This is a genomic window from Vibrio diabolicus (assembly GCF_011801455.1).
Taxonomy (GTDB): domain Bacteria; phylum Pseudomonadota; class Gammaproteobacteria; order Enterobacterales; family Vibrionaceae; genus Vibrio; species Vibrio diabolicus.
In genome coordinates this window covers 825,178-849,400 of record NZ_CP042451.1, presented here as the reverse complement: position 1 = coordinate 849,400, position 24,223 = coordinate 825,178, and the positions used below count along the sequence as shown (strand labels likewise).

At 44.8% G+C, this 24,223-nt stretch carries 23 protein-coding genes and 1 pseudogene; 7 read left to right on the top strand and 17 right to left on the bottom strand.

Annotation, left to right across the window (positions count from 1 at the left end):
- Window positions 1-209: 209 nt before the first annotated feature.
- Window positions 210-2,756 (top strand): Ig-like domain-containing protein, encoded by a 2,547-nt coding sequence (locus FR741_RS04015; protein ID WP_167426301.1) that lies wholly within the window; start codon window positions 210-212, stop codon window positions 2,754-2,756.
- Between the two features lie 134 nt (window positions 2,757-2,890).
- Here the strand turns inward: FR741_RS04015 and FR741_RS04010 are convergent, their stop codons facing one another.
- The gene (locus FR741_RS04010) at window positions 2,891-3,634 is read right to left on the bottom strand and encodes a YggN family protein (protein ID WP_017820767.1); all 744 of its coding nucleotides are present in this window, start codon (window positions 3,632-3,634) and stop codon (window positions 2,891-2,893) included.
- A 61-nt stretch (window positions 3,635-3,695) separates the two neighbouring features.
- Window positions 3,696-4,176 (bottom strand): annotated as a pseudogene (locus FR741_RS04005) (GreA/GreB family elongation factor).
- 76 nt (window positions 4,177-4,252) lie between these two features.
- On the opposite strand from FR741_RS04005, the gene FR741_RS04000 reads away from it, so the two are divergent.
- Window positions 4,253-6,178 carry a RecQ family ATP-dependent DNA helicase gene (locus FR741_RS04000; RefSeq protein ID WP_167427065.1) on the top strand — a complete coding sequence of 642 codons (1,926 nt, stop codon included), beginning with the start codon at window positions 4,253-4,255 and terminating at the stop codon, window positions 6,176-6,178.
- Here FR741_RS04000 and dinB read toward each other — a convergent pair.
- The 11 genes from dinB to bolA all read right to left on the bottom strand — a co-directional run bounded on the left by dinB (window position 6,175) and on the right by bolA (window position 15,821).
- Window positions 6,175-7,239, bottom strand: a complete 1,065-nt coding sequence (gene dinB, locus FR741_RS03995) for a DNA polymerase IV (protein ID WP_167426300.1) — start codon at window positions 7,237-7,239, stop codon at window positions 6,175-6,177. The genes FR741_RS04000 and dinB overlap by 4 nt on opposite strands.
- Window positions 7,240-7,314: 75 nt before the next feature.
- Window positions 7,315-7,548: a DUF2789 domain-containing protein gene (locus FR741_RS03990; protein WP_012841486.1), complete on the bottom strand. Its 234-nt coding sequence runs from the start codon at window positions 7,546-7,548 to the stop codon at window positions 7,315-7,317.
- Window positions 7,549-7,779: 231 nt separating this feature from the next.
- Window positions 7,780-8,013, bottom strand: a complete 234-nt coding sequence (nqrM, locus tag FR741_RS03985) for a (Na+)-NQR maturation NqrM (RefSeq protein WP_005436655.1) — start codon at window positions 8,011-8,013, stop codon at window positions 7,780-7,782.
- A gap of 22 nt (window positions 8,014-8,035) precedes the next feature.
- Complete coding sequence (locus FR741_RS03980) at window positions 8,036-9,040, bottom strand: FAD:protein FMN transferase (protein ID WP_046874982.1); 1,005 nt, start codon at window positions 9,038-9,040, stop codon at window positions 8,036-8,038.
- A 155-nt stretch (window positions 9,041-9,195) separates the two neighbouring features.
- Entirely contained in the window at window positions 9,196-10,419 is a 1,224-nt protein-coding gene (gene nqrF, locus FR741_RS03975) for an NADH:ubiquinone reductase (Na(+)-transporting) subunit F (RefSeq protein WP_005380271.1), read from the bottom strand.
- 33 nt (window positions 10,420-10,452) lie between these two features.
- A complete protein-coding gene (gene nqrE / locus FR741_RS03970; protein WP_005380270.1) occupies window positions 10,453-11,049 on the bottom strand; it encodes an NADH:ubiquinone reductase (Na(+)-transporting) subunit E in 597 nt (198 codons plus the stop codon).
- A gap of 7 nt (window positions 11,050-11,056) precedes the next feature.
- A complete protein-coding gene (locus FR741_RS03965; protein WP_005380269.1) occupies window positions 11,057-11,689 on the bottom strand; it encodes an NADH:ubiquinone reductase (Na(+)-transporting) subunit D in 633 nt (210 codons plus the stop codon).
- Complete coding sequence (locus FR741_RS03960; protein WP_006742550.1) at window positions 11,689-12,459, bottom strand: Na(+)-translocating NADH-quinone reductase subunit C; 771 nt, start codon at window positions 12,457-12,459, stop codon at window positions 11,689-11,691. Before FR741_RS03960 ends, FR741_RS03965 begins: the two co-directional genes overlap by 1 nt.
- Window positions 12,449-13,693 carry an NADH:ubiquinone reductase (Na(+)-transporting) subunit B gene (locus tag FR741_RS03955; protein WP_006742551.1) on the bottom strand — a complete coding sequence of 415 codons (1,245 nt, stop codon included), beginning with the start codon at window positions 13,691-13,693 and terminating at the stop codon, window positions 12,449-12,451. Before FR741_RS03955 ends, FR741_RS03960 begins: the two co-directional genes overlap by 11 nt.
- Window positions 13,694-13,698: 5 nt before the next feature.
- A complete protein-coding gene (locus tag FR741_RS03950) occupies window positions 13,699-15,039 on the bottom strand; it encodes a Na(+)-translocating NADH-quinone reductase subunit A (protein ID WP_041853022.1) in 1,341 nt (446 codons plus the stop codon).
- A 473-nt stretch (window positions 15,040-15,512) separates the two neighbouring features.
- Window positions 15,513-15,821 carry a transcriptional regulator BolA gene (bolA, locus tag FR741_RS03945; RefSeq protein WP_005380262.1) on the bottom strand — a complete coding sequence of 103 codons (309 nt, stop codon included), beginning with the start codon at window positions 15,819-15,821 and terminating at the stop codon, window positions 15,513-15,515.
- A gap of 243 nt (window positions 15,822-16,064) precedes the next feature.
- Between bolA and FR741_RS03940 the strand changes: the two genes are divergently transcribed.
- The 4 genes from FR741_RS03940 to FR741_RS03925 all read left to right on the top strand — a co-directional run bounded on the left by FR741_RS03940 (window position 16,065) and on the right by FR741_RS03925 (window position 19,790).
- Complete coding sequence (locus tag FR741_RS03940) at window positions 16,065-17,219, top strand: methyltransferase (RefSeq protein ID WP_150919300.1); 1,155 nt, start codon at window positions 16,065-16,067, stop codon at window positions 17,217-17,219.
- Window positions 17,220-17,251: 32 nt separating this feature from the next.
- Window positions 17,252-17,821: a YajG family lipoprotein gene (locus tag FR741_RS03935; protein ID WP_012841484.1), complete on the top strand. Its 570-nt coding sequence runs from the start codon at window positions 17,252-17,254 to the stop codon at window positions 17,819-17,821.
- Window positions 17,821-18,366: a peptidylprolyl isomerase gene (locus FR741_RS03930; RefSeq protein WP_167426299.1), complete on the top strand. Its 546-nt coding sequence runs from the start codon at window positions 17,821-17,823 to the stop codon at window positions 18,364-18,366. The genes FR741_RS03935 and FR741_RS03930 overlap by 1 nt, the downstream gene beginning before the upstream one ends.
- 71 nt (window positions 18,367-18,437) lie before the next feature.
- Entirely contained in the window at window positions 18,438-19,790 is a 1,353-nt protein-coding gene (locus FR741_RS03925; protein WP_006742554.1) for an AmpG family muropeptide MFS transporter, read from the top strand.
- A 63-nt stretch (window positions 19,791-19,853) separates the two neighbouring features.
- Here the strand turns inward: FR741_RS03925 and FR741_RS03920 are convergent, their stop codons facing one another.
- Genes FR741_RS03920 through FR741_RS03905 form a run of 4 tightly spaced genes read right to left on the bottom strand, consistent with a single transcriptional unit; the run spans window position 19,854 to window position 23,090 of the window.
- Window positions 19,854-20,513, bottom strand: a complete 660-nt coding sequence (locus FR741_RS03920; protein WP_048625904.1) for a ChrR family anti-sigma-E factor — start codon at window positions 20,511-20,513, stop codon at window positions 19,854-19,856.
- Window positions 20,510-21,094, bottom strand: a complete 585-nt coding sequence (locus FR741_RS03915) for an RNA polymerase sigma factor (RefSeq protein WP_005380255.1) — start codon at window positions 21,092-21,094, stop codon at window positions 20,510-20,512. Before FR741_RS03915 ends, FR741_RS03920 begins: the two co-directional genes overlap by 4 nt.
- 44 nt (window positions 21,095-21,138) lie before the next feature.
- Window positions 21,139-22,497 (bottom strand): DUF4397 domain-containing protein, encoded by a 1,359-nt coding sequence (locus FR741_RS03910; RefSeq protein WP_167426298.1) that lies wholly within the window; start codon window positions 22,495-22,497, stop codon window positions 21,139-21,141.
- Complete coding sequence (locus FR741_RS03905) at window positions 22,494-23,090, bottom strand: LON peptidase substrate-binding domain-containing protein (RefSeq protein WP_167426297.1); 597 nt, start codon at window positions 23,088-23,090, stop codon at window positions 22,494-22,496. Before FR741_RS03905 ends, FR741_RS03910 begins: the two co-directional genes overlap by 4 nt.
- A gap of 323 nt (window positions 23,091-23,413) precedes the next feature.
- On the opposite strand from FR741_RS03905, the gene FR741_RS03900 reads away from it, so the two are divergent.
- A complete protein-coding gene (locus tag FR741_RS03900; protein WP_005385292.1) occupies window positions 23,414-24,211 on the top strand; it encodes a nucleoside-specific channel-forming Tsx family protein in 798 nt (265 codons plus the stop codon).
- The last annotated feature ends 12 nt before the right edge of the window (window positions 24,212-24,223 follow it).

Below are 24,223 nucleotides of genomic sequence, written 5' to 3'. Positions count from 1 at the left end.
CTTTTGTCTTTTTCACACGCCTAGAATTTGTGATTCTCCCATCGTGAAGTGAGCCGAAAAATAATGAGCTTTGGTGTAAGGAACGAATAGTTCCTCGTGATACTGTGTCGAAAAGCAGAATATTGTGCTTCGCTTTTTCCCCCTTATGTCTATTTATCAGCTAGTTATTACTCTGTTCTCATTTATATCCATGACTCAAGGAGAGGAAAATGAAGGTCACTCTACTTCACGGAGCGATGGTTGCAGCACTCAGCGTCAGCTACCAAGCTCAAGCCTATAACTGCCAAAGCTTACCCGACTGGGACAGCACTGCGACTTATACATCGGGCACTTTAGTAAAAACGCAAGGAGCCGCTTACGAGGCCGCGTATTGGACGCAAGGCAATGACCCTGTTACCAATTCAGGGGCTTGGGAGGCATGGAAAGCGTTAGGGCAATGTGATGGTGGAAGCAACAATCTAGAGCCAACAGTGTCATTCTCCTCTCCAACAAACAACGCACAAATTCCCGAAGGCAGTGCGATCACCTTGCTAGCCAACGCAGCCGACGAAGATGGCCAAATCGCACAAGTTGAGTTTATTGCAGGCAACCAAACGGTTGCTGTGGTAACTCAAGCACCATTCGAAGCATCTTGGACCGCTATTGAAGGTGTCTCGCAATTGACCGCGATTGCAACCGATAATGAGGGAGCCGTTACCACCACGACGATTTCTATCCAAGTTCAACCACAAGTCGAATTACCGCCACCGAGCATTTCATTGACAAGCCCAGTAGGCACAGAAGTGCTTAATGTAGGCGATAACCTAACCGTAGCCGCTCAAGCTGATGATATTGATGGTGTGGTCACACAAGTTGAGTTCTTCGTGAACAATCAATCCGTTGCGATTGATACCAGCGTACCTTACGAATATCAATGGACCGCGAATGCTGGTACACATTCGTTTAAAGCACAAGCGACTGATGACACAAACCTCGCAACCATGAGTCAAGAAGTAACGCTTGTTGTTAGTAATTCAGAAACAGGGACGGGCGGATGTTCAGATGCAGTGCCTTACGCGGCGGGAACGAGTTATCAAGTTGGCGACCTGGTTTCTCACTTCAACCAAAAATATCGTTGTGATGTTGCTGGTTGGTGTTCCTCGGATGCGACATGGGCTTACGAGCCTGGTGAAGGGCTATATTGGCAAGATGCTTGGAGTGGCCTAGGTGCTTGTTCGACGCCACCGCAAGTTACCATTACGGCACCAACGGATGGACAAGTCGTGCTCGCTGGCAGCAATAACGAAATCACGGCTAACGCAAGCGATGCTGATGGCACAGTCACGCAAGTTGAGTTTTTTGCGAACAACACCAGCTTAGGGGTCACCACTCAAGCACCATATTCCGTTACTTGGAACGCCACACTTATTGGCGCTAACCAGCTTAAAGCCGTCGCAACCGATAATGATAACAACACGTCAGAGTCCTTGGTTGGTGTGGAAGTCAGCGATAAAGATTTGGTCGTCTCACTGACTTCACCAAGTAGCGGTCAAACCGTCGGCTTAGGCAAAAACCTCGCATTAAGTGCCGATGCAACGTCTTTAACCTCAGGCATTAAACACGTTGATTTCATGATCAACGGCTCTATTGTTGCAACCGATACCACGGCACCTTACACAGCCAACTGGACACCAACTGCACTTGGTAACTTTACAGTTAGCGCCCAAGCTGTGGATTTGTCAGGAAGCAATGCATTGTCTGACGCAGCAGCAATAACGGTGGTTGAGCAAGCAGAGAAACGTCATAAACTCATCGGTTACTGGCACAATTTTGTAAATGGGGCTGGCTGTCCAATTCGTCTAGCAGATATGGCTGATGCGTGGGATGTGATTGATATTGCCTTTGCCGAAAATGACCGCAACAGTGATGGTACCGTGCACTTTAATCTATATTCAGGCGATATTTACAGCGATTGTCCAGCACTCGATCCAACACAATTCAAGCAGGACATGGCAGCGCTTCAAGCTAAAGGTAAGAAGTTTGTTCTCTCTCTTGGCGGCGCAGAAGGCACGATTACGCTGAATACCGATCAAGACGAAGCCAACTTTGTCTCTAGCCTAACAGGTCTTATCGCTGAGTGGGGCTTTGATGGTCTTGATGTGGATTTAGAGAGTGGATCTAACTTGGTTCATGGCTCGCAAATTCAAGCTCGCCTTGGTCGTGCTTTGCTTCAAATAGAGCAAAATATGGGTGGCGACATGTACCTAACCATGGCACCTGAGCATCCTTATGTTCAAGGCGGCTATGTGGCTTACAGCGGTATTTGGGGTGCTTACATTCCTGTGATAAACGAGACACGCAGCACGCTCGACCTACTTCACGTCCAGCTATATAACAACGGTGGCTTGCCAAACCCATATCTGCCAGGCAGTGCACCAGAAGGCTCTGTGGATATGATGGTAGCGCAATCTAAAATGCTGATCGAAGGCTTTGAATTGGCCGACGGCACTCAGTTTGCACCACTACGTGATGATCAAGTCGCAATCGGCTTACCTTCAGGTCCTAGCTCGGCAAATTCAGGTCAGGCTCCGACACAGAATATTATCAGCGCACTAGATTGTTTAACCAAAGGCACTTCATGTGGCACCGTTAAGCCAGCGTTCAATTACCCGAATTATGCAGGGGTAATGACGTGGTCTATCAACTGGGATAAGCACGATGGTTTTAACTTCTCAAAACCTGTCGGCGATAAGCTCACCGAGATGAACGCGCAATAAGCTATCAAAGAACAAGCGGGTAAAACGGAAATATCGTCTTGCTTTCATTACTTGTTCAAGTATGTAAAAACGAAAAGAGAGCACAATAGTGCTCTCTTTCTTTATACCATTGAGTTCTACTTTTTGAAGGGTAATTAAATCGTAAATACTCGGTAATCTTTTAGCTCAGGGATTTTCTTCAACAAATCGTCTTCTTGCCCTGCCATGTCATCCAACGAGTCGCACAAGTCTTCTGCTTGTTGCTCTACCTCTTTCGAATGCTCAGCTAAACGCTCTTCTACTTTCGCGCTGAGTTCAGCCATACTCTCCGATAATGCAGTGAGGTTTATTCCCCCCTCTTCCTTCATTTTTTTCGATAAAGCATCCAACGAACTCGCTAAAAACTCTTTATTGAAGATCTCTTGTGCTTTTGCAAAGTCTTCAGTCCACCCTTGTGTCATGGACTCAAAACTCTCCGCCGGCAGGATGAAATCACCATCTTTGTAGTAACGTGATTCAACATCAGCGAAAAAGTCCTTTACTGCGACTTTTACATTATCAAACGCACCAGGTGCATCGAGGCTTTCCGCAACATCATCAATAATATCATTCGCAAGCGCTAAACCATCACTCGCCAATTGCTTTGCTTGTGGAATATACGCGTTCATTTTTTCGCGATAGTCTTCAATTGCCGCTTTCTGGTCAGAATTGAGTTCAATTAGCTCACCTTTGATGAAGAGGTTGTTATCCTCATCCACGACAGCTTTATCACCTGTCGTTTGGCGAATTTCCAAGCTTTGCCCATCCATACGGACTTCATTATTGATGTCCACACGACACTGCGCTGCATAACCAGTAGCACTGACCATCAGCAATGAGAGTGTAAAAAGCTTTTTCATGTCATTCTCTTTTATTTAACATTACTCGTGTTAAACATAACACTGAGTGATACATGAGATGTCAGCAAACCGTCACGACTTCGTAACAAGTTGTTTTTTTCTCCTATTTTTACATCAATCTCATCGCCTTCTTCTTTCCCGAATAACGCTCGACCAAGAGGAGATTTTGCTGTTAAGACAAAGACTTCCTGAGCCTGATGTTTAACAGTCAGACCACCAGAACAAGGGCCTACAAAGAAGTGCTTTTCAAGCAAATTCTCATCTGCGAGAACGACGTAAGCACCTACACCAACAGGTGCGCCTTTAAAGTCGCGAGTCACTAGAGCGCGATATTGACGCAGCTCGTCTTCACTCTCTTGGATTCGCATGGCTTGTCCATGAGCAAGATATGCGGCTTCAAGTGCTAACGTATCGTACTTATGCTCGGGAACAGTTTCTTCATCTGTCGCGGCATCAATGGCTCGCTGAGCCGATGCATGGGCCACTTGAAGTTTTTCTTCCAGATGTTGGATGATAATTTGGACTAAGTCAGCTTTGTTCATACTTTTAGGACGCGCGTTTGGCACTCAGGGTGTGTTAATGTACCTAAGTTTACCATCAAAGAAAGGTTTCCCTATTATGCAAAGTGACTCGCTGCATCAAACACTTCAATCCGTATTTGGTTTTGACTCATTACGCCAAGGTCAACAACCTGTTATTGAAGCGGTTATGAATGGTTACTCTGCTGCGGCCATCTTTCCTACAGGTTCGGGTAAGTCTCTCTGTTACCAATTGCCAGCAACCGTATTGCCCAATCTTACGTTGGTGATCTCGCCGTTGTTGGCGCTAATGAAAGATCAGCTGAACTTTTTGCAAAGTAAAGGGATCCCGGCCGCTTCTATCGATAGCAGTCAAAGCAGAGAAGAGTCACAACGCGTCATGGCAGGGGTAAAAAATGGACAGATCAAAATATTGATGATTTCTGTTGAACGCCTAAAAAACGAGCGTTTTCGTGAGTTCATTCGCCAAGTACCGATCTCTTTGATGGTGGTTGATGAAGCGCACTGTATTTCCGAATGGGGACATAACTTCCGCCCTGATTATCTCAAGCTACCGCAATATCAACGTGAACTGAACATTCCACAATCTTTGCTTCTCACTGCAACAGCAACGCCCGCAGTTATTGAAGACATGCAACAAAAGTTCGATATTGCCAGTGAACATATTACCGTTACAGGCTTCTACCGCCCCAATCTGGATATCTCGGTGATCCCATGCGAGGAAGCAACGAAACAAGAAAGGCTAAGTGAGATCATCGCCTCTTCTCCTAAGCTTCCGACTATCGTATACGTGACACAACAGCAGACAGCAGAGCAAGTAGCACAGTCACTAATCCATATTGGCATTAATGTTCACGCGTACCACGCCGGCATGAAAAGCGACATCCGTGAACAAATCCAACAGCAGTTCATGGATAGCCAAATTGACTGTATTGTTGCAACGATTGCATTTGGTATGGGAGTCGATAAATCTGATATCCGCCGCGTCATTCACTTCGACTTACCCAAATCGATCGAGAACTACGCACAAGAGATTGGACGTGCAGGCAGGGACGGGCAACGTTCTGAGTGCATTCTGCTGGGCAATACGTCCGGCTTAACGGTGTTGGAAAACTTTGTCTATGGTGACACACCTGAACTAACCTCGATTAACTATGTAGTCGAGCAAGCGAAAGAACATGCTCCACAATGGGAGGTAGTGCCACTGCGTTTATCGCGTGAAAGTAATATCCGCCAATTGCCACTCAAAACCTTGTTGGTTTATTTGGAGCTACATAAACTCATTGAAGCAAAATACAGTTACTTTGCGGAATATCGCTTTAAGTTTTTGCACGATCAGCAATTTATTGTGAATCAGTTTCAAGGCGAGCGACGTCAATTCGTGGAGGCTATTTTCTCCTGCTCGCAAAAAGCCAAAGTGTGGTGCCAAGTTGACCTAGAAGCGTTATGGATGAACTATCAATCGGAACGCAGCCGAGTTGTCGCAGCCCTCGACTATTTTCACCAGAATGGTTGGATAGAGCTAGAGAGCAAACAACTGACCGACGTGTACTCTGTTTTGCCAACCACACAGAGTTCTGATGTTTTAATCCAACAACTGTATGAACTGTTCCAATCCAAAGAAAGCAAAGATATCGAAAGAATTCACACCATGCTGCGCTTGTTCCAGTCAGAGCACTGTTTGAGCTCACAATTGGCGAACTACTTTGCTGATCACAATGCACCAAAGCAATGTGGTCACTGCTCCGTGTGTCGTGGTCAAGTCGCTTCGTTCCCAACACCACAAAGTGAGGATATTGAGCCACCTCAAGTAGCAATGTGGGTGCAGGAATTTATTCAGCTCTCCCCTTCAGCTATCAGCAATGATGCTGTCGCCCGCTTCTTGTGTGGCATTAGTACCCCTTTAATTAGCCAGCTAAAAGCTTCAAAACTGTCAGGTTATGGTGCGATGGCCAACACAAGCTTTGAGCAAGTATTAGATCAGGTAGAAGCAGTAAGAGCCTAGAAAAAGCTCAATTGACGCGCTTGGTTCTCGGGCTTGAGCATCACGTTCAAGCCTAAAAGGCGTATTTCCCGTCCGTTTTGGCGCTTAAGAATATCTCTTAACAAGATCTTGAAGTCCTCAAGCTCTAATTGCGGATGGATATGCTCAATTGTTGTCAGTTGAAAGTCGGCAAATTTAACTTTAATACCTTGTTTAATAATCGATTTATCTGGGCTTGCACGCTCTAAGCGTTTCTCGAGTTCAGGATAAAGTTTATCCTCGATCACTTGCCAACATTCATCATAGCTCGAGATATTCTGGCTGAATGTTCGTTCCACACCGACGGATTTTCTCTCTCGCTCAACGACGACCTCTCGATTATCAATTCCATGGCTACGCTGCCATAAAGATGCTCCCTGACGACCAAACTGTCTCAGCAATTCACGATAGTCGCTGTTTTTAATATCCTCACATCGATAAAAGCCCGCTTGATGTAGCTTCTCAAGACTCACCTTCCCAACGCCAGGAATGTTTTCCAGCGGAAGTGTATCGATAACTTCCTGAACCTTATCTGGCGGGATAACAAACTGACCGTTGGGTTTATTCATATCAGAGGCGACTTTGGCAAGAAACTTAATCGGTGCAATGCCCGCCGATGCCGTCAGTCCAAGCTCATTCCAAATGTCGCGTCGAATAGACTCTGCGATCAACGTTGCGGAGCCACGACAAGCTGTCGAGTCCGTGACATCGAGGTATGCTTCATCTAATGATAGAGGTTCAATGATAGGCGTATAACGCTCAAAAATAGCACGAATCTGCCGAGAGACTTGTTTGTACACGTGCATTCGACCGGGAACGACTAGTAAATGGGGGCAGAGTTGTAATGCACGCGCCGTTGACATTGCACTACGAACGCCATATTTGCGCGCCTCATAATTACAGGTGCTAATCACGCCACGCTGTTTTTCATGACCGCCAACGGCGAGTGCAATGCCACGGTAACTAGGATTATCTCTCATCTCAACGGCAGCATAAAAACAATCCATATCGACGTGAATGATTTTTCTGATTCGGTCTGACATAGCCATTAAACACTGTTCAAAAACACAGTATAAATTAAATCTGCCTTGATAGAAATGAGAGTTTGTAAACGTGCTTTAATCTCGTAACATCACATCAAGCTGATCGACCAACTCTGCCCAGTCTGCGTCTTCTTCAATGGCTTGTTTGAGAAATGTGGCCTGCGAACTTGTCCAAAAGCTGGCTTCATGCAGAGGGGCTGAAGCTCTTTTGTGCCGATGTTCGTTAATAAAGTCCTTTATCTCTTGAGGAGAGCTGCCGAGGCCTAGTTGTTGAAACAATTCAGCCATACCGTGTTGATGCATTTCCATATTTCCTCCTAAGTTAACGCGCTTTAGTTTGAGTATATAACCAAATAACAGTTAAGTACGGTGATTAAAGGGAAATGACTTGGCTGTGAAGTCTGCACCGACTTAAGCTTCCGGTCATCCTAGATTAAACGTAGCAAGCAAAGTATAAACTCTCAGAGAAGTAGAGCGAGAGATATAAAAAAACCCAGCTTTAGCTGGGTTATTTTGTATTACTCTTTGGATGACCGATACTTAAGCAATTCGATCTTTTTCCCATGCAGCCAATTTCTCAGCTCGCGCCGCTTCACGTGCTTCACGTTTCTTACGCGCGTCACATGGTTCTGGACAGTTACATACTTTCTCAATACCTACTGCACCAAGACCGCCACAGCTACCCTTCACTACTTTCTTCTGGAAGATGTAGCCAACAGCCATCGCTGCGATTACCGCAACAAAAACTGCAAACGTAATTAGAAATGTACTCATAAGAACATGCTCACTTCTGTTGTTATTTCTTCATGAACGGCTTGTATGCTTCCGAAGCCAGCTCTTTAAAACCATTTTCCGTCTTCACAATCATGAAAACAGGAATATTATTTTCGTTCGCAATTGCCATGCCTTTGTCTTCACCTAGCACCATAAGACCAGTTGCAAGACCATCAGCAGTCATCGACGATTTATCTAATACCGTTACAGACACCACTTTATGATGAATAGGTTTGCCTGTTCTTGGATTAATAATATGAGAGTATCTCACACCATTACTCTCAAAGTAATTACGATAGTCACCACTTGTTGCAATTGCCATGTCCCCTGGCTCAATAATTTCTTGAATTGAGCGCTCATCAATAGTCGGCTTTTCAATCGCTATGCGCCACGGCACGCCTTCACGATTCACGCCTTTGAGGCGCATTTCGCCGCCCACTTCTACCATGAAGTTATGAACCCCTTCAGATTGAAGGTAGTCAGCAACCACGTCAACCCCCCAACCTTTAGCAATAGTTGATAAATCGACATACAAGTTAGGAATATCTTTGGACAATTTATTGCCATCAACAGATAGGTGGTGAATGCCAGTATTGGCTTTGCGTGCCGCTAGCTCTTCATCTGTAGGAACGACATCAGGGCGAGCTTCTGGGCCAAAGCCCCACAGGTTAACTAAAGGGCCGACTGTCACATCCAATGCGCCTAAAGTAAGACCGTTGAGACGAATCGCTTCTTTGACTACGGTTGCTGTTTGTATCGATACAGTAAATGGCTCACTCGTTTGATGCTGGTTAAAGCGACTTAATTCTGAGTCATCACGGTAAGTCGACATTTGATCATTAACCTCTTCCAGTAAGCGATCAATTTCCGTCTGCATCGCTTTTGGCGTAGGAATACCATCTTGCTCGATATACTTGATGTTATAAGAAGTCCCCATGGTAGGGCCACTTAGATGAATTTGATCTGCTGGCTGCTCACAGCCAGCCAAAATCAATAGAGAAGCGAATGCAACAAGCCACGTTTTCACTTGTTAACTCCCAATGTTGTTGAATTGATATGGGGAATGGGACCGATTACTTAAATCCAATTACCTATATCAACTGTTGAATATTATTTTTACTTCTACAAAAAATAATGGCTAGCTCTTAGAGAGCTAGCCATAGATTCAATCACTTGGAGGGATTAACCACCGAAGTCATCTAGTAGGATGTTTTCATCCTCTACACCTAGATCTTTTAGCATGCCGATAACAGCCGCATTCATCATAGGTGGACCACACATGTAGTATTCACAGTCTTCTGGCGCTTCGTGATCACGTAGGTAGTTCTCGTAAAGAACGTTGTGAATAAAGCCAGTGTAACCATCCCAGTTATCTTCTGGAAGTGGATCAGACAGTGCACAGTGCCATACGAAGTTGTCATTCTCAGCTTGTAGCATATCGAAGTCTTCTACGTAGAACATTTCACGCTTAGAACGTGCGCCGTACCAGAAAGACATCTTACGCTTAGAGTGTAGACGCTTAAGTTGGTCGAAGATGTGTGAGCGCATCGGAGCCATACCAGCACCACCACCAACGAATACCATTTCTGCATCTGTATCTTTCGCAAAGAACTCACCAAATGGACCAGAAATAGTACACTTGTCGCCTTCTTTTAGAGACCAGATGTACGAAGACATGATGCCTGGTGGTACGTCTGGGTTGTTCGGCGGCGGAGTCGCGATACGAACGTTAAGCATGATGATACCGTGCTCTTCTGGGTAGTTAGCCATTGAGTATGCACGGATAGTCTCTTCGTTAACTTTAGACTCGTAACGGAAAAGGTTGAACTTCTCCCAGTCTTCACGGTATTCCTCAGGAATATCGTAGTCTGCGTATTTCACGTGGTGAGCAGGTGCTTCAATCTGGATGTAACCACCAGCACGGAAAGGTACTGATTCGCCATCTGGAATTTGTAGCTTAAGCTCTTTGATGAATGTCGCTTTGTTATCGTTAGAGATAACGGTACATTCCCACTTCTTAACGCCGAAGATTTCTTCAGGAAGCTCGATGTCCATGTCAGTTTTCATAGCAACCTGACACGCTAGACGCTCACCTTCACGTGCTTCACCTTTAGTAATATGGTCAAGCTCGGTTGGTAGGATGTCGCCACCACCTGATTTAACTTTTACGCGACACTGACCACATGAGCCACCGCCACCACAAGCAGAAGATACGAATACGCCAGCACCGGCTAGAGCACTCAGTAGCTTACCACCTGGTTGTGTAACGATCGCCAGAGAAGGGTCATCGTTCACAGAAATTGTAATGTCACCTGTTGGTACAAGCTTAGACTTAGCGAAAAGAATCACTAGTACTAGTGCAAGTACGATCAGAGTAAACATCACTACACCAAGAATAATGTCCATTGACTATTCCTTAATTGTTGCGGTTTACCCGACTTACAGTTGAACACCAGAGAAAGACATAAAGCCTAACGCCATAAGACCTACAGTGATAAATGTGATACCAAGACCACGTAGACCTGGAGGTACGTCAGAGTACTTCATCTTCTCACGGATACCTGCAAGAGCAACGATTGCCAGCATCCAGCCCACACCAGAGCCGAAACCGTAAACGATAGATTCAGCAAAGTTGTAGTCACGTTGTACCATGAAAGATACACCACCGAAGATTGCACAGTTTACTGTGATCAGCGGTAGGAAGATGCCTAGCGCGTTGTACAAAGGTGGGAAGAAACGGTCTAGAACCATCTCTAGAATCTGTACAAGTGCTGCAATTACACCGATAAAGGTGATGAAGTTTAGGAAGCTAAGGTCCACGCCCTCAACTAACGCGTTCTCTCTCAGAACTAGGTTGTATACTAGGTTGTTCACAGGAACAGCGATAGTCAGTACTACCACAACTGCAACACCTAGGCCGAAAGAGGTCTTAACCTTCTTAGATACGGCAAGGAAAGTACACATACCTAGGAAGAAAGACAGAGCCATGTTTTCGATGAAAATCGATTTAACTAACAGACTAATGTAATGTTCCATGACGTCCTTACTCCTTCGCTTCTACTTGTTCTGGTTTCAGAATACGGATTACCCAGATAAGGAAGCCGATTAGGAAGAATGCTGATGGTGCTAGTAGCATTAGGCCGTTAGGCTGGTACCAACCACCGTTGCTCACTAGAGGTAGAACTTCTAGGCCAAATAGTTTGCCTGAGCCAAATAGCTCACGGAAGAAACCTACAGTGATAAGAACGAAACCGTAACCTAGACCGTTACCAATACCGTCAATAAGAGATGGTACTGGCGCAGACTTCATTGCGAATGCTTCAGCACGACCCATTACGATACAGTTAGTGATAATCAGACCAACGAATACAGATAGCTGTTTAGAGATATCGTATAGGTAAGCTTTTAGCACCTGGTCTACCACGATTACTAGCGATGCGATAATTGCCATCTGAACGATGATACGCACACTGTTAGGAATGTGGTTACGGATCAATGAAACAGAGAAGTTAGACAGCGCAGTTACAAATGTTACCGCTAGCGTCATTACAAAAGCTGTTTCTAGTTTAGTTGTTACTGCAAGAGCAGAACATACACCAAGAACTTGTAGCGCGATTGGGTTGTTATCCAATACTGGCGCTAGAATGCTCTTTTTAACGTTTTGTGCACTAGACATTAGTTAAGTTCTCCGTCACGAACTTTTGCTAGGAAAGGACCAAAGCCCTTGTCACCTAACCAGAAGTCAAATGTGTGTTGAACACCATTACTAGTGAGCGTTGCTCCTGATAGACCATCAACACCGTGCTCAGAACCTTGCGGTGCGCCGCCTTTCACGACCTTAATCGCTGGCTGATGATCTTCATTGTACAATTTCTTGCCAATGAATTGATCGCGCCATGAAGGGTTCTCTACTTCACCACCAAGTCCAGGAGTTTCACCTTGCTCGTAGTAAGTAATAGCAGACACAGTGTTACCATCAGTTTCAACGGCTACAAAGGCATACATCATCGACCATAGTCCTTTACCGTGCATAGGCAAGATAACTTTTTGGACTTCATCTTGGTCTTTTACTAAGTACACCACTGCTGTATTCGCACGACGACGGATATCAGCGACATCTTCTTCTGGTGTCAATGCGATTGAACGTTCTGCATCTTTTGATGCTTCACGCTGATCGTACGTAGATGCATTACCCTCAGTAAAGTTACCTGTTTCAAGGTCTACCAGACGAGGTTCGATGTACTCAGCAAATAGCTCTGGTACTTTCTTACCGTTCGCGTCAATGCCTGCAACTTCAACGATCTTTGATTGCTTATCTAGGACAGCGTTAGCTTTTTGCTTATCACGCAGACCTACTGCTGCTGTTGATACGATGATTGAACAAACAAGGCTCAACCCGATAACAACACCCAGCGTCTTTTTAATGCTGTCGTTATTACTTGCCATAGCGTGCTAGTCTCCGCTTGATGTTCTTCTCAATCACTACATGGTCGAACAGAGGTGCGAATAGGTTCGCGAATAGAATCGCCAGCATCATACCTTCTGGGTACGCCGGGTTAACTACACGGATCATCACACACATTGCACCAATCAGGATGCCGTACCACCATTTACCTTTGTTAGTAAATGACGCTGATACTGGGTCCGTTGCCATGAAGAACATACCGAATGCAAAACCACCTAGAACTAGGTGCCAGTGCCATGGCATGTTGAACATTGGGTTAGTGTCAGAACCGATCACGTTAAACAGAGTCGATACTGCAATCATACCGATCATTACGCCCGCAATGATGCGCCATGAAGCAATTCGCATGTAAACGATCATCGCTGCACCGATCATTAGAGCTAGAGTCGATACTTCACCAATAGAGCCTGGGATGTTACCGATGAAAGCGTCCATCCAAGTGATAGGAGAACCAGTTACTGTGTTAACTAGAGCACCGTTACCACCTTGAGCCCATTGGCTAAGAGCAGTTGCACCAGAGAAGCCGTCAGCCGCAGTCCATACTACGTCACCCGAGATTTGCGCTGGGTAAGCGAAGAATAGGAATGCACGACCTGCAAGTGCAGGGTTAAGGAAGTTACGACCTGTACCACCGAAGATCTCCTTCGCAACAACAACACCAAATGTGATACCTAGTGCCGCTTGCCATAGAGGTAGCGTTGGTGGAACGATAAGTGCGAACAAGATAGAAGTAACAAAGAAGCCTTCGTTTACTTCGTGCTTACGCACCATACAGAAAAGCACTTCCCAGAAACCACCAACAAGGAATACTGTTGCGTAGATAGGTAGGAAGTAGGTCGCACCTAGTAACATCTTACTGCCAACCCCTGCATCAGCGGCAATCGTTCCGCCCAGCATTTCAGTTAGCCAGTAGTGCCAGTTACCAGAGATAACTGTCGCTAGTTGATCACCAGCGTACATGTGGTTAAGCGCTGCAATAGCTTGGCCACCTGCGTTGTACATACCCCAGAACATTGCTGGGAATACCGCAAACCAAACCATGATCATGATACGTTTTAGGTCAACGCTATCACGAACGTGCGAGCTTTTATTTGTTACGATACCTGGAGTGTAAAAAACTGTTGCTACAGCTTCGTACAGGGCAAACCATTTTTCGTGTTTACCACCAGGCTCAAAATGATGCTCGATGTCTTCAAGAAACTTTTTAAGAGCCATGAAAATTACCCTTCCTTCTCGATAGTATCTAGGCATTCACGAAGTAACGTACCGTACTCGTACTTACCTGGACATACAAAGGTACACAATGCTAGATCTTCTTCATCCAGTTCAAGCGCACCCAGTGCTTGAGCACTGTCTGTATCACCTGCACATAGATCACGAAGCAGCAGAGTAGGCTCCATATCTAGAGGCATTACGCGTTCGTAGTTGCCAATTGGAACCATTGAACGATCACTACCATTGGTCGTCGTTGTCATATTGAACAACTGACCTTTGAATACGTGACCAAGGAAAGAGCGAGTTACCGAGAACTTATTCTTACCAGGCATTGCCCAGCCAAATAGTTCTTTCTCACGGCCTTCACGTAATACAGAAACCTGTTGATGGTAACGGCCAAGGTATGCGTGTGGACCAGTTGCATGTGTACCTGTCAGTACAGAACCAGAAATCACACGAACTTCGCCAGGCATCAGCTCGTTATCTGTTAGGTCATCCAAGCTTGCACCGATTACGGTACGAACTAGACGAGGGTTATTCACAACTGGACCAGCTAGAGACACAACACGATCTGTGTATAGCTCACCAGTTAGGAACAGCTTACCGAACGCGATAACGTCTTGGTAGTTGATGCTCCATGCCACATTTTCTGCATTCACTGGGTATAGGAAATGCATGTGGGTGCCAGCAAGACCTGCTGGGTGAGGGCCATCGAAGACGTGTTCTTCTACGTTAGACTGTGAAGAGCGTGGCAAACTAGTGCCAGATTTACATACGTAAACCTTGCCTTCTGTCAGGGCTGAAAGAATGTCTAGACCAGCAATGAATGCTTCTTGTTGCTCATTAATGATCAACTCAGGCTTAGCTGCTAATGGATTAGTATCCATTGCAGTTACGAAAATAGCCTTAGTAGAAGACTCGATTGCAGGAACCTTGCTAAACGGACGAGTACGTAAAGCGGTCCATAGGCCAGAGTCAACCAACTGAGTCTTGATCACTTCACGATCTAGACCTGAAAGTTGAGCGGCTTCGAACTTATCAAATGTCACCTGCTCTTCACCTGCCACTTCAATCACTACAGATTGAAGGACACGTTTAGCGCCACGGTTAACTTCGATCACTTTACCGGCTGCTGGTGCAGTAAATTTCACGCCAGGGTTCTTTTTATCTTCAAAAAGAACTTGCGCTTTTTTCACTTCATCACCAACGCGGACATGCATGGTAGGACGCATGCCAACGTACTCTTCGCCAAGCAAGGCGACTTTTTTGATGGTCTTACCATCATTAATCACCTGGGATGGAGTTCCTGCGATAGGAAGATCCAAGCCCTTCTTTATTGTAATCATACGCACTTGCACTACTTTTATCGGGAAAAAGATTCTTTTGATTGCGTAACTTTTAGACACGACATCAGTGTCCGGTTTTGATGTTGTTTTAAACATCAAAATCGCAACATCCTATTAAAAATCTCGTCACAAGGAATACGCGAGATTTATCAGGTGCCGTAGTCTAGCATTTTTTAGGAACTTGATGCCATGACCAATCATTAGAATAGAGGGGTTATTTCGGTAGAATCAGGTCTAAAAGGTCAAAGAATAGTCATAACTTTGACCGATCGCACAAATGCCATATTCCATACATATCTTATGGAAAAGTCATATTCATCGCCTGAAATATCCTGCAATTTCTATTCATTTGTTGAAACACTGTTAACACATTTTTTAACCAGAATTTGTGCCACATCAATGCCCCTAAAGAATGTAAAACGAAAAAAGATGGCCTTAGCCACCTTTTCTCTGCACCTTTATATTTTGCGTCTTTAGTGACCGCCACCCATACACATAGGGCTATCAGGAGCGCCATCTTGTTCTCGCTTCCACTCTTCATCAGTGTATGTATGAATAGCTAGTGCATGAATGTGGTTATCTAGCTCATCTGCCAAAATTTGATGAACTTGGCGATGGCGTCCAATCAAACGCTGTCCCGCGAACGAATCACTCACAACAATCACTTTGAAGTGACTCTCCGAGCCTGGTGGCACATTATGCATGTAGCTCTCATTAATCACTTTGAGATAGCTTGGTTGCAGCTCACTGTGTAGTTTCTTCTCTATGATTTCTTGGATCATATTCGTTCCTCATTGATGCGAATTCCATAAGTATATACCTAAGTAAAGCAGACGTGTATCACTCAAACATCACTCTCATTATTGATGCATTTTACGTTCAACTGATTTCAAAGCGCTTGACGCTATGAACATGCCTAGAGAGCGAGCACCACTGAACACGTAAAATTTGACAGCTTTTTGTATCTCGACACGTCATCATTTGCGACAATAACACTTAATTTCTAAATCAACTTACATTTAGCTATGAAAACCGAACTGAATCTTCACGAGCGAAGCCTAACACTTTATCGTTTCCCAAAACGCAGCAATGAAACTCTACAAGCGTGGGATGCCGGTGATGAGTATCTTATTAATCATGTTGAAGAACTTGCTTTGCCAAACAATCAAAACATCCTCGTGATTAATGACAGCTTTGGTGCCCTCTCCTGCTGGTTTTCAGAAAAGCACCATGTGACGCTAATGAGTGATTCTTTCATTTCTCATAAAGGTGTGCAGCAGAACCTTGAGCAAAACCAGTGCAATAAGGTAGCGTTTGCAACCACGATGGATCCCGTACCTTCCAATACTGATCTCGTATTGCTGCAACTGCCAAAAAGTAACCGTCACCTCGTTTGGATACTCAGTCAGTTAAGAAAAGCACTGCCTGCATCCTGCCCCGTCATTGCAGTTAATAAAGCGAAAGACATTCATACTTCAACGCTAAAACTGTTTGAAAAATATTTGGGTGAGACAAAAACCTCTCTGGCCTGGAAAAAGCACCGATTGGTATTTGCTCAAGCAACGGTTGACCCAACAATTGAAGTAAGCCCTTTCACGACTTGGCGCGTTGATGGCGAAGATATCGAACTCAAGAACATGCCAAATGTCTATTCAGGAGAAAGCTTAGATTTAGGTGCGCGTTTTATGCTTCAGCACCTACCTCAAGATCCATTGGTAGATAATGTTATCGATCTCGGTTGCGGTAATGGTGTTCTGTCTGTGAAGTTTGGTCAGCTGAATCCGAATGCTCGATTAACATGTGTTGATGAAAGCTTTATGGCGCTTGAGTCCGCGAAGCAGAACCTGCTAGATAACCTTGGTGAAGATAGAGACATACAGTGTGTTGCAAACAATTGTTTGGACGGTTTTAAACACAACAGCTGCTCTATGATTATGTGTAACCCACCCTTTCACCAACAGCAGGCAATCACCGATCATATTGCTTGGCAAATGTTCTGTGATGCAAAGCAAGTATTAAGTGAAGGTGGTAAGTTACTGGTGATTGGAAATCGTCATCTTGGTTACGACGCAAAACTAAAACGGCTGTTTGGCGATAAGAATGTGAAACTTATCGCTTCCAACAATAAGTTTGTGATTTTACAGGCCACAAAAAATCCTGCTAAATTAAGCGCAAAATAAGCTTTAGCAAAATAGTTAAAAGGAATAATAAAATGAGAAAATTGGTACTTGCGGCTTCGGTTGCGTTGCTTGCTGCATGTTCAGCGCCTCAACAGCCTCAGCTGAATTTGATGCCAGAAAGCACACTGAGCACCAATCCAATTGTTCAAGGCAAGACTTACAGTTTGACCAGCAAAGATGTACGTGCAGCGCAGTACGTGGCGTTGGTGGATAACGGCCGTTCGAACATTCTTCCTCTTCATGCTAAACAGAATTTACGTATTGCGTTAGAAGAAGCATTAGAGAAGCAGTTTTCATCTCAAGGCTTCCATGCCGATCTAAACAGCAACAATGCAATTGAATTAAACGTTCAAGAAGCATTAGTTAACGTAAAACATTCGGTGATGGAAAATGAGATGGATGCGAAAGTCGTGCTTGAAATCACCGCAGAAACACCAGAAGGAAAACTGGTCAAAACTTACACAGGCACTGCGAAGCGTTCTGGCACATTGAGTGCGTCTGATGCCGACATTGAGCAAACACTGAATGATGTAGTGACATTAACACTTAAAGAAATTGCCAATGACCCAGAGCTTCGTCAATACATGCAGGAGCGTTTCTAATGTTACGCAAGGCAATTATTTCTCTCGCGCTACTCAGCTGCAGCGTTTGGGCTGGACCAAAAGTGGCGTTTGAAACAACGTTAGGTTCATTTACTGTCGAACTGAATGAAGATAAAGCGCCGATTACGGTAGCGAACTTCCTGAAATATGTAGAAGACGGTAGCTATGAAGGCACTATTTTTCACCGCGTTATTCCAGGCTTTATGGCGCAAGGTGGTGGCTTTAACCAAGATATGCAAATGGTGAAGACTTACGCTCCAATCAAAAACGAGGGTAATAACGGTTTAAATAACGACCGTGCGACGATTGCAATGGCGCGCACCAACGCGCCTGACTCTGCTACTCGTCAGTTTTTTATCAATTTAGTCGACAATGATTTTCTAAACTACGGCGCTCGTCCACCGGGTTATGCTGTATTTGGCGAGGTCACGGAAGGATTCGACATTATCCAAAAAATGGCAAAACAGCCAACTACGACGACTCGTGGTATGCGTGATGTTCCCGAGACTCAAATCGTCATCACTAAAGCAACACTACTTAAATAGCCAAAACGATAAGCCCTTTGAATAATCGAAGGGCTTTCTCTTTCAACGGCTTCATTTTATTGGATTGATTTATGTCTTCATTACCTTCCATCACTTGGTTGGAAACGGTAAAAAGTTACCTCGATAAACGACTCATGTGGGTTTTCATGTTGGGCTGCTCTAGCGGCTTTCCGTGGGTACTTATCGGTTCAAATATGTCTGGCTGGCTAAAAGACGCTGGTTTGACCCTATCCGCAATAGGCTACTTTGGTAGTGTCTTTGCGGTTTATGCAATTAACTTTCTCTGGGCGCCACTCGTAGACCGGGTGAAGCTACCAGTGCTCTATCGACTACTTGGACAAAGGCGTAGCTGGATTTTCTTCTGTCAAAGTATTGTACTCGTCGCGACGGTATTTATTGCGGGCGTGAATCCAGCAGAGAACTTGGTGTTTGCGTCTCTACTCGCCTTGTGTATTGCAACCGCATCAGCCACACAAGACATCGCGATTGATGCTTTTCGTATTGATACTTTCCCAAAATCAGAAGAATCTAAGCTGCCACAAGCTTCTGCAATGGCGGTCATTGGCTGGTGGACAGGTTATTCACTACCGGGTTATTTAGCGTTTGTTAATGCTGATAGCGTCGGTTGGAATGGCGTGTATTACGGGATGGCGGTGATAGTCGGCATTCTAATGGTTTTTACGATTTTAGTCGGAGAGCCTAAAACTCAACGCGAACAACTTCAGTCTGCCGCTGAACAACGCCACAAAGAAGTGGTTGGTTCAAAAGTCGTGGCTTGGTTTACTGTGACTGTTGTAGAACCTTTCCTTGACTTCTTTAATCGCAATGGCGTCCGTGTCGCGATTACTCTTTTGCTGTTCGTTTTCCTATTCAAAATTGGCGAAGCGTTTTTGGGCAGGATGTCGATCGCGTTCTATAAAGATATTGGTTTTAGTAACGAACAAATTGGTTATTACTCCAAACTGATCGGATGGGGAGCCACTATCTTCTTTACCTTTGTCGGAAGCATGTTCAACGTCAGGTTTGGTATTGTACGTGGATTAATGATCGGCGGTATTGCTATGTCTGCCAGCAACTTGATGTTTGCTTGGATTGCATCGGTAGGCCCAAATGAGCACCTGTATTTAGCAACCATTATTGTCGATAATTTTACGACTGCTTTCTCAACTGTCGCTTTTGTTTCATTTTTGACGATTCTAACCGGACAAGCATTCTCGGCAACTCAGTATGCGTTGCTTGCCTCTTTGGGCAACTTCGGACGAACGACTCTTGCTTCTTTCAGTGGAGAACTGGTGGACTACCTCAATGACTGGAGCACGTTCTTTGTGCTTACCGCTGTTATGGTCGTGCCAAGCTTGATTATGTTGTACTCGCTACGACATTACTTTGATGCTCTATTGGAAAAAGCACGTCACAAGCACTAAGAAGCGCATCAAAAAACCACCGAATTCGGTGGTTTTTGTTTTGCGAGATATAAGATAAGAGGTCTATGGGTATAGCCCTTTGCCAAACATATTAAATATACGTGCCACACCTTGAGTAAAGATCATCGGCTCGGTCAATACGGTTAAACACAAGCAATCTTCACCGGCCTTAGTGTAAGGGCTGTGCTTCACTGACGCGTCTCTAATCATCAAATCGCCCTCTTCATATTGGCCATCCTCATCACTAAACCCACCATGTAGGATCAATGTAGATTCTAAGCCTTTGTGCGTATGTTGAGGGATTTGCACATCTTCTCCGATGTACATTAAGCTAACACGAGCATCTTCCCCTAGATCAATCTGAGCACTGAAAACCTTGCCACCGTAACTTCTCCATGACCCTACAAGGTCAGAGAAACGCGCTAAGGTTTTGGGAAGCTCAAAGCTCTTTCCTGCAACATTCACTGCGGCAGGATCTCGGATAACGATGTTATCTGTCGCTGGCTCCGCATTGATAATATCATTGAACATATCGTCGAATTCAGGGACATATTCAGAGGGGATGTCGCTCACGATATTCGCTTGGCTGGCTTCGACTTGGTTCACATAAGCTCGGCACTTGGTGCATGTTTCTAAATGGGTTGCGACCACAAGACCAGAAACTGCATCAATGCTTCCCGAAGCGTATGCTTCTAACAAGCTGTTATCTGGGTGTTTGTTCATAGTTGCTCCGTATGCATTGAATGCCTTAGCTTTTCTACTGCAAGCCTCAGCCTGGATTTTACGGTACCGAGGGGTATATCAAATAATTCAGCGACCTGCTGATGAGGTAGCTCTTCAAGATACACCGCTTGTAAAACGTCTCTCTGATTTTTCGGTAAAATATCTAAAAATTTAACCACCTGTTCTTTCAACATGTCTTGCTCTGGTGAATAGTGATCAACAAGATCTGGTGGATAATATTCTGACGGCCAAATGTCATCAGAATGAATGTGTAACTCCTTACCTTTCTGCTTTCTCAACAGATCAAAGCATAGGTTTCGGATTATGGTGTATATCCAAGTCGATAACGCGCTCTTTTCCCCATCATAGAGGTGCGCTTTCTGCCAAACTGTCGCCATGGTCTCTTGCACCATCTCCATAGCAACTTGCTCATTACCAACATGTTTGTAAGCGAATTGCTTCAGCTTGGGTGCGTAGAAACGGAATACAAAAGCGAATGCGTCTTTATCTCGAGCCTTCACTTTGTCCATGTAATCGTTCCAATCACTGCGCCCCAGTTTTTTTGGGCTATCACTCATCATAATCGGCCTTAATTTTAGGGAGGAGTCATCTCCTCCCATTCGTCCTAATCGGTCACGTCATCAACCAACAAGTTGAAGCCACCGTTGTTCCCATCATCAATGGCAACCACCTGATACACAACACCATTCATCACATTGACTGGTGCTGAATCAACAGCAACCGTACTTGGATCGCCTGCCACTGTCACGGTTACATAATAGGTACCTTCAGCGACATATAATCCCTGAACGCTATCTTTGTACGCAAAATTAGCAATAGTTGGATCACTTCCATCTATTCCAGCGCTTGTAGTGAGATAAATATCCACCATTTCCGCTACGGGATTCGCCGCCGCATGTGTCACATTCAGCGTCGCGCTAGTTGCCACTGCACGTCTCATGTCTTCAACAACCAGAGGTTCGATATCAATCGCTGGGCTAACAACACCGACTGCGTAAACACTGTAATCCATTCCGCCCGCAACCATTAATCCGTCAACATCGATAATAGGATTGGTTGTTGTGCCATCCACGTAAACGTCAATATCGTAAGCGCCAGCATCGAGATCCAAATAACCACGAATCTCTTTGAACGCTAAGTCGGCAAGAGGACCGAAGGCCGCCCCGTTAACGTTGACATCGACGATTGGCGCTCCATCGACAAGATGTCCAACTCTGACTTCAGCTTGGCTGCCCATATCCTCGATTATAGAAGATCCTGAACCATCCAATACCAACAACTTAACTGGTGACGTGCTATTTGAATCTCCGGTACTGATAGCGGCAATCGTCAAGTTTGAATTAGCAGCAAGAGATATTGTGCCCGAGTCAAAAGCAACGCTATCCCCAACAGCAAGTCGAACTTGGTACTCACCAGCGGGGATGTTCAATACGTCTGTAGATGCTTTATATGCAAGATTCATAAGCGGTGTCGCGCTAGCAAGATCAGCCCCTGGCTCAGTGACGTAGAGATCAACGGCAGGAACGCCAGACGCGGCATGAACAACTTGAACATCTAAACTATTGGCATCAGCCATTGAATCGGCGCTGCGAGTCACAACTAAAGGTTCTACTGGGTTTGGCGAACCATCGGCATCACCAACAACGAACACGTTGTAATTGAGGTCTGAATCAAGGTCTAGTTCTGTTTTAGGTATTACGGTCGCGGTTTCATCGCCTGGAAGTTGAACATCAACTTGAATTGAGTTCATGCCCTCACGTAACTTCATGTAACCAGAACCCATACCATAATCAACACCTGTCAATGATGATTTATCGTTAATCCACACATTTGCAAGCGGCGCATCAGAAGACGCATGTACTGCTTGCAAATTGGAATACTCGATGGTGTCGCTGTCGGAGCCACACGCCGCCAGTCCTAATGCCGCCACCATAGTTAGCGCAGCTCTGCTAAATCCTTTCATATCCTTGCCTCTTTGTTAGTCGGGGCTTCTATGGCTTCTGTCAGAAATTGCAACGCAGGAATGCAGTTCTCTGCGCCAACGAGCTGTTCGAACAGATTGCAGTCTAAAGGAAGTAATTCAAGCCAGCGCTGGGTCACCCAAGCTGAGTCATCGTAAAAACGATGCTGATAGAGGTTTCCAAGTTGAGGAAACTCTTCATAAACATGGGATAACTGCTGGCTTAAATAGAAGAAATCTGGTGAGTTGTCTGGATGTTGCCAATTCTCTAACCATTCGACCTCTGCATGGCGTAAGCCGTCCGCATCTGCACGAACTCGTTTGACAACAAAGCGTTTCTCACCAGCGACTGTAATACCAAGAAGACCATCACTGAGTGTTTCAAAATCAACGATCCTGACCAAAGTTCCGATAGATGAAACATTTCCCACGTCTTTAGGATCACCTTCACTACCTACTAGGCAAACTCCAAAACCCACATTTTGTAGGCTGCATTCCTTTACCATTCGTTTATATCGTGGCTCAAAAATGCGCAGATTCATTTTACCTTCAGGGAGTACAACTGAAGTGAGTGGGAATAACATGACTTCTTTCATTCAAACGTCCTCTTTGATTCACCGATACATACGAATCCCTTATCACTCCGATCACTAACGATTTATGTTGGTTAATCGACTGGCTTAAAAAGTCATAAAATCGCTTACGCAAACGATCCAAATCACATATTTATTGCAATTAAATGCAACAAACAAAAAGTTCCGTAAATAAAGATAATTTCGTGACACAACTCACCAAAAACGTTCAATTTTGCACCCTTTATCACTTTCATTTGGGATTTTTATCGCTATTATTCCCGCCAATTGGAAAGCGCAGCACAGATTGCGTGTTCTGAATCATTACAAACATAGAGAGTCCCCTTATGCGTAAATCACTTTTAGCTCTTAGCCTTCTAGCGGCTACTTCAGCTCCAGTTATGGCGGCAGATTACTCTGACGGCGATATCCACAAAAACGATTACAAGTGGATGCAATTTAACCTAATGGGTGCATTTGACGAACTTCCAGGTGAGTCTTCACACGACTACCTAGAAATGGAATTCGGCGGCCGCTCTGGTATCTTCGACCTTTACGGTTACGTTGATGTATTCAACCTAACTTCTGATCCAGGTAGCGACAAAGCTGGCGCAGAGAAGATCTTTATGAAATTCGCTCCACGTATGTCTCTAGATGCGGTAACTGGTAAAGACCTATCTTTCGGTCCTGTTCAAGAACTATACGTTGCAACTCTAATCGAGTGGGGTGGTAACTCTGGTGTTAACTCTCAAAAAATCGGTCTAGGTTCTGACGTAATGGTTCCTTGGTTTGGTAAAGTTGGTGTTAACCTATACGGCACTTACGACGGCAACAAAAAGGATTGGAACGGTTTCCAAATCTCGACTAACTGGTTCAAACCATTCTACTTCTTCGAGAACGGTTCATTCATTTCTTACCAAGGCTACATCGATTACCAATTCGGTATGGATGATGATGCAGGTAACAAATTTGGTTCAACCGCGTCAAACGGTGGTGCAATGTTCAACGGTATCTACTGGCACTCAGACCGCTTCGCAGTGGGTTACGGTCTAAAAGGCTACAAAGACGTGTACGGTATCAAAGATACTGATGGGTTTAAGTCAACTGGCTTTGGCCACTACCTAGCTGTAACTTACAAGTTCTAATTGAACCACTAA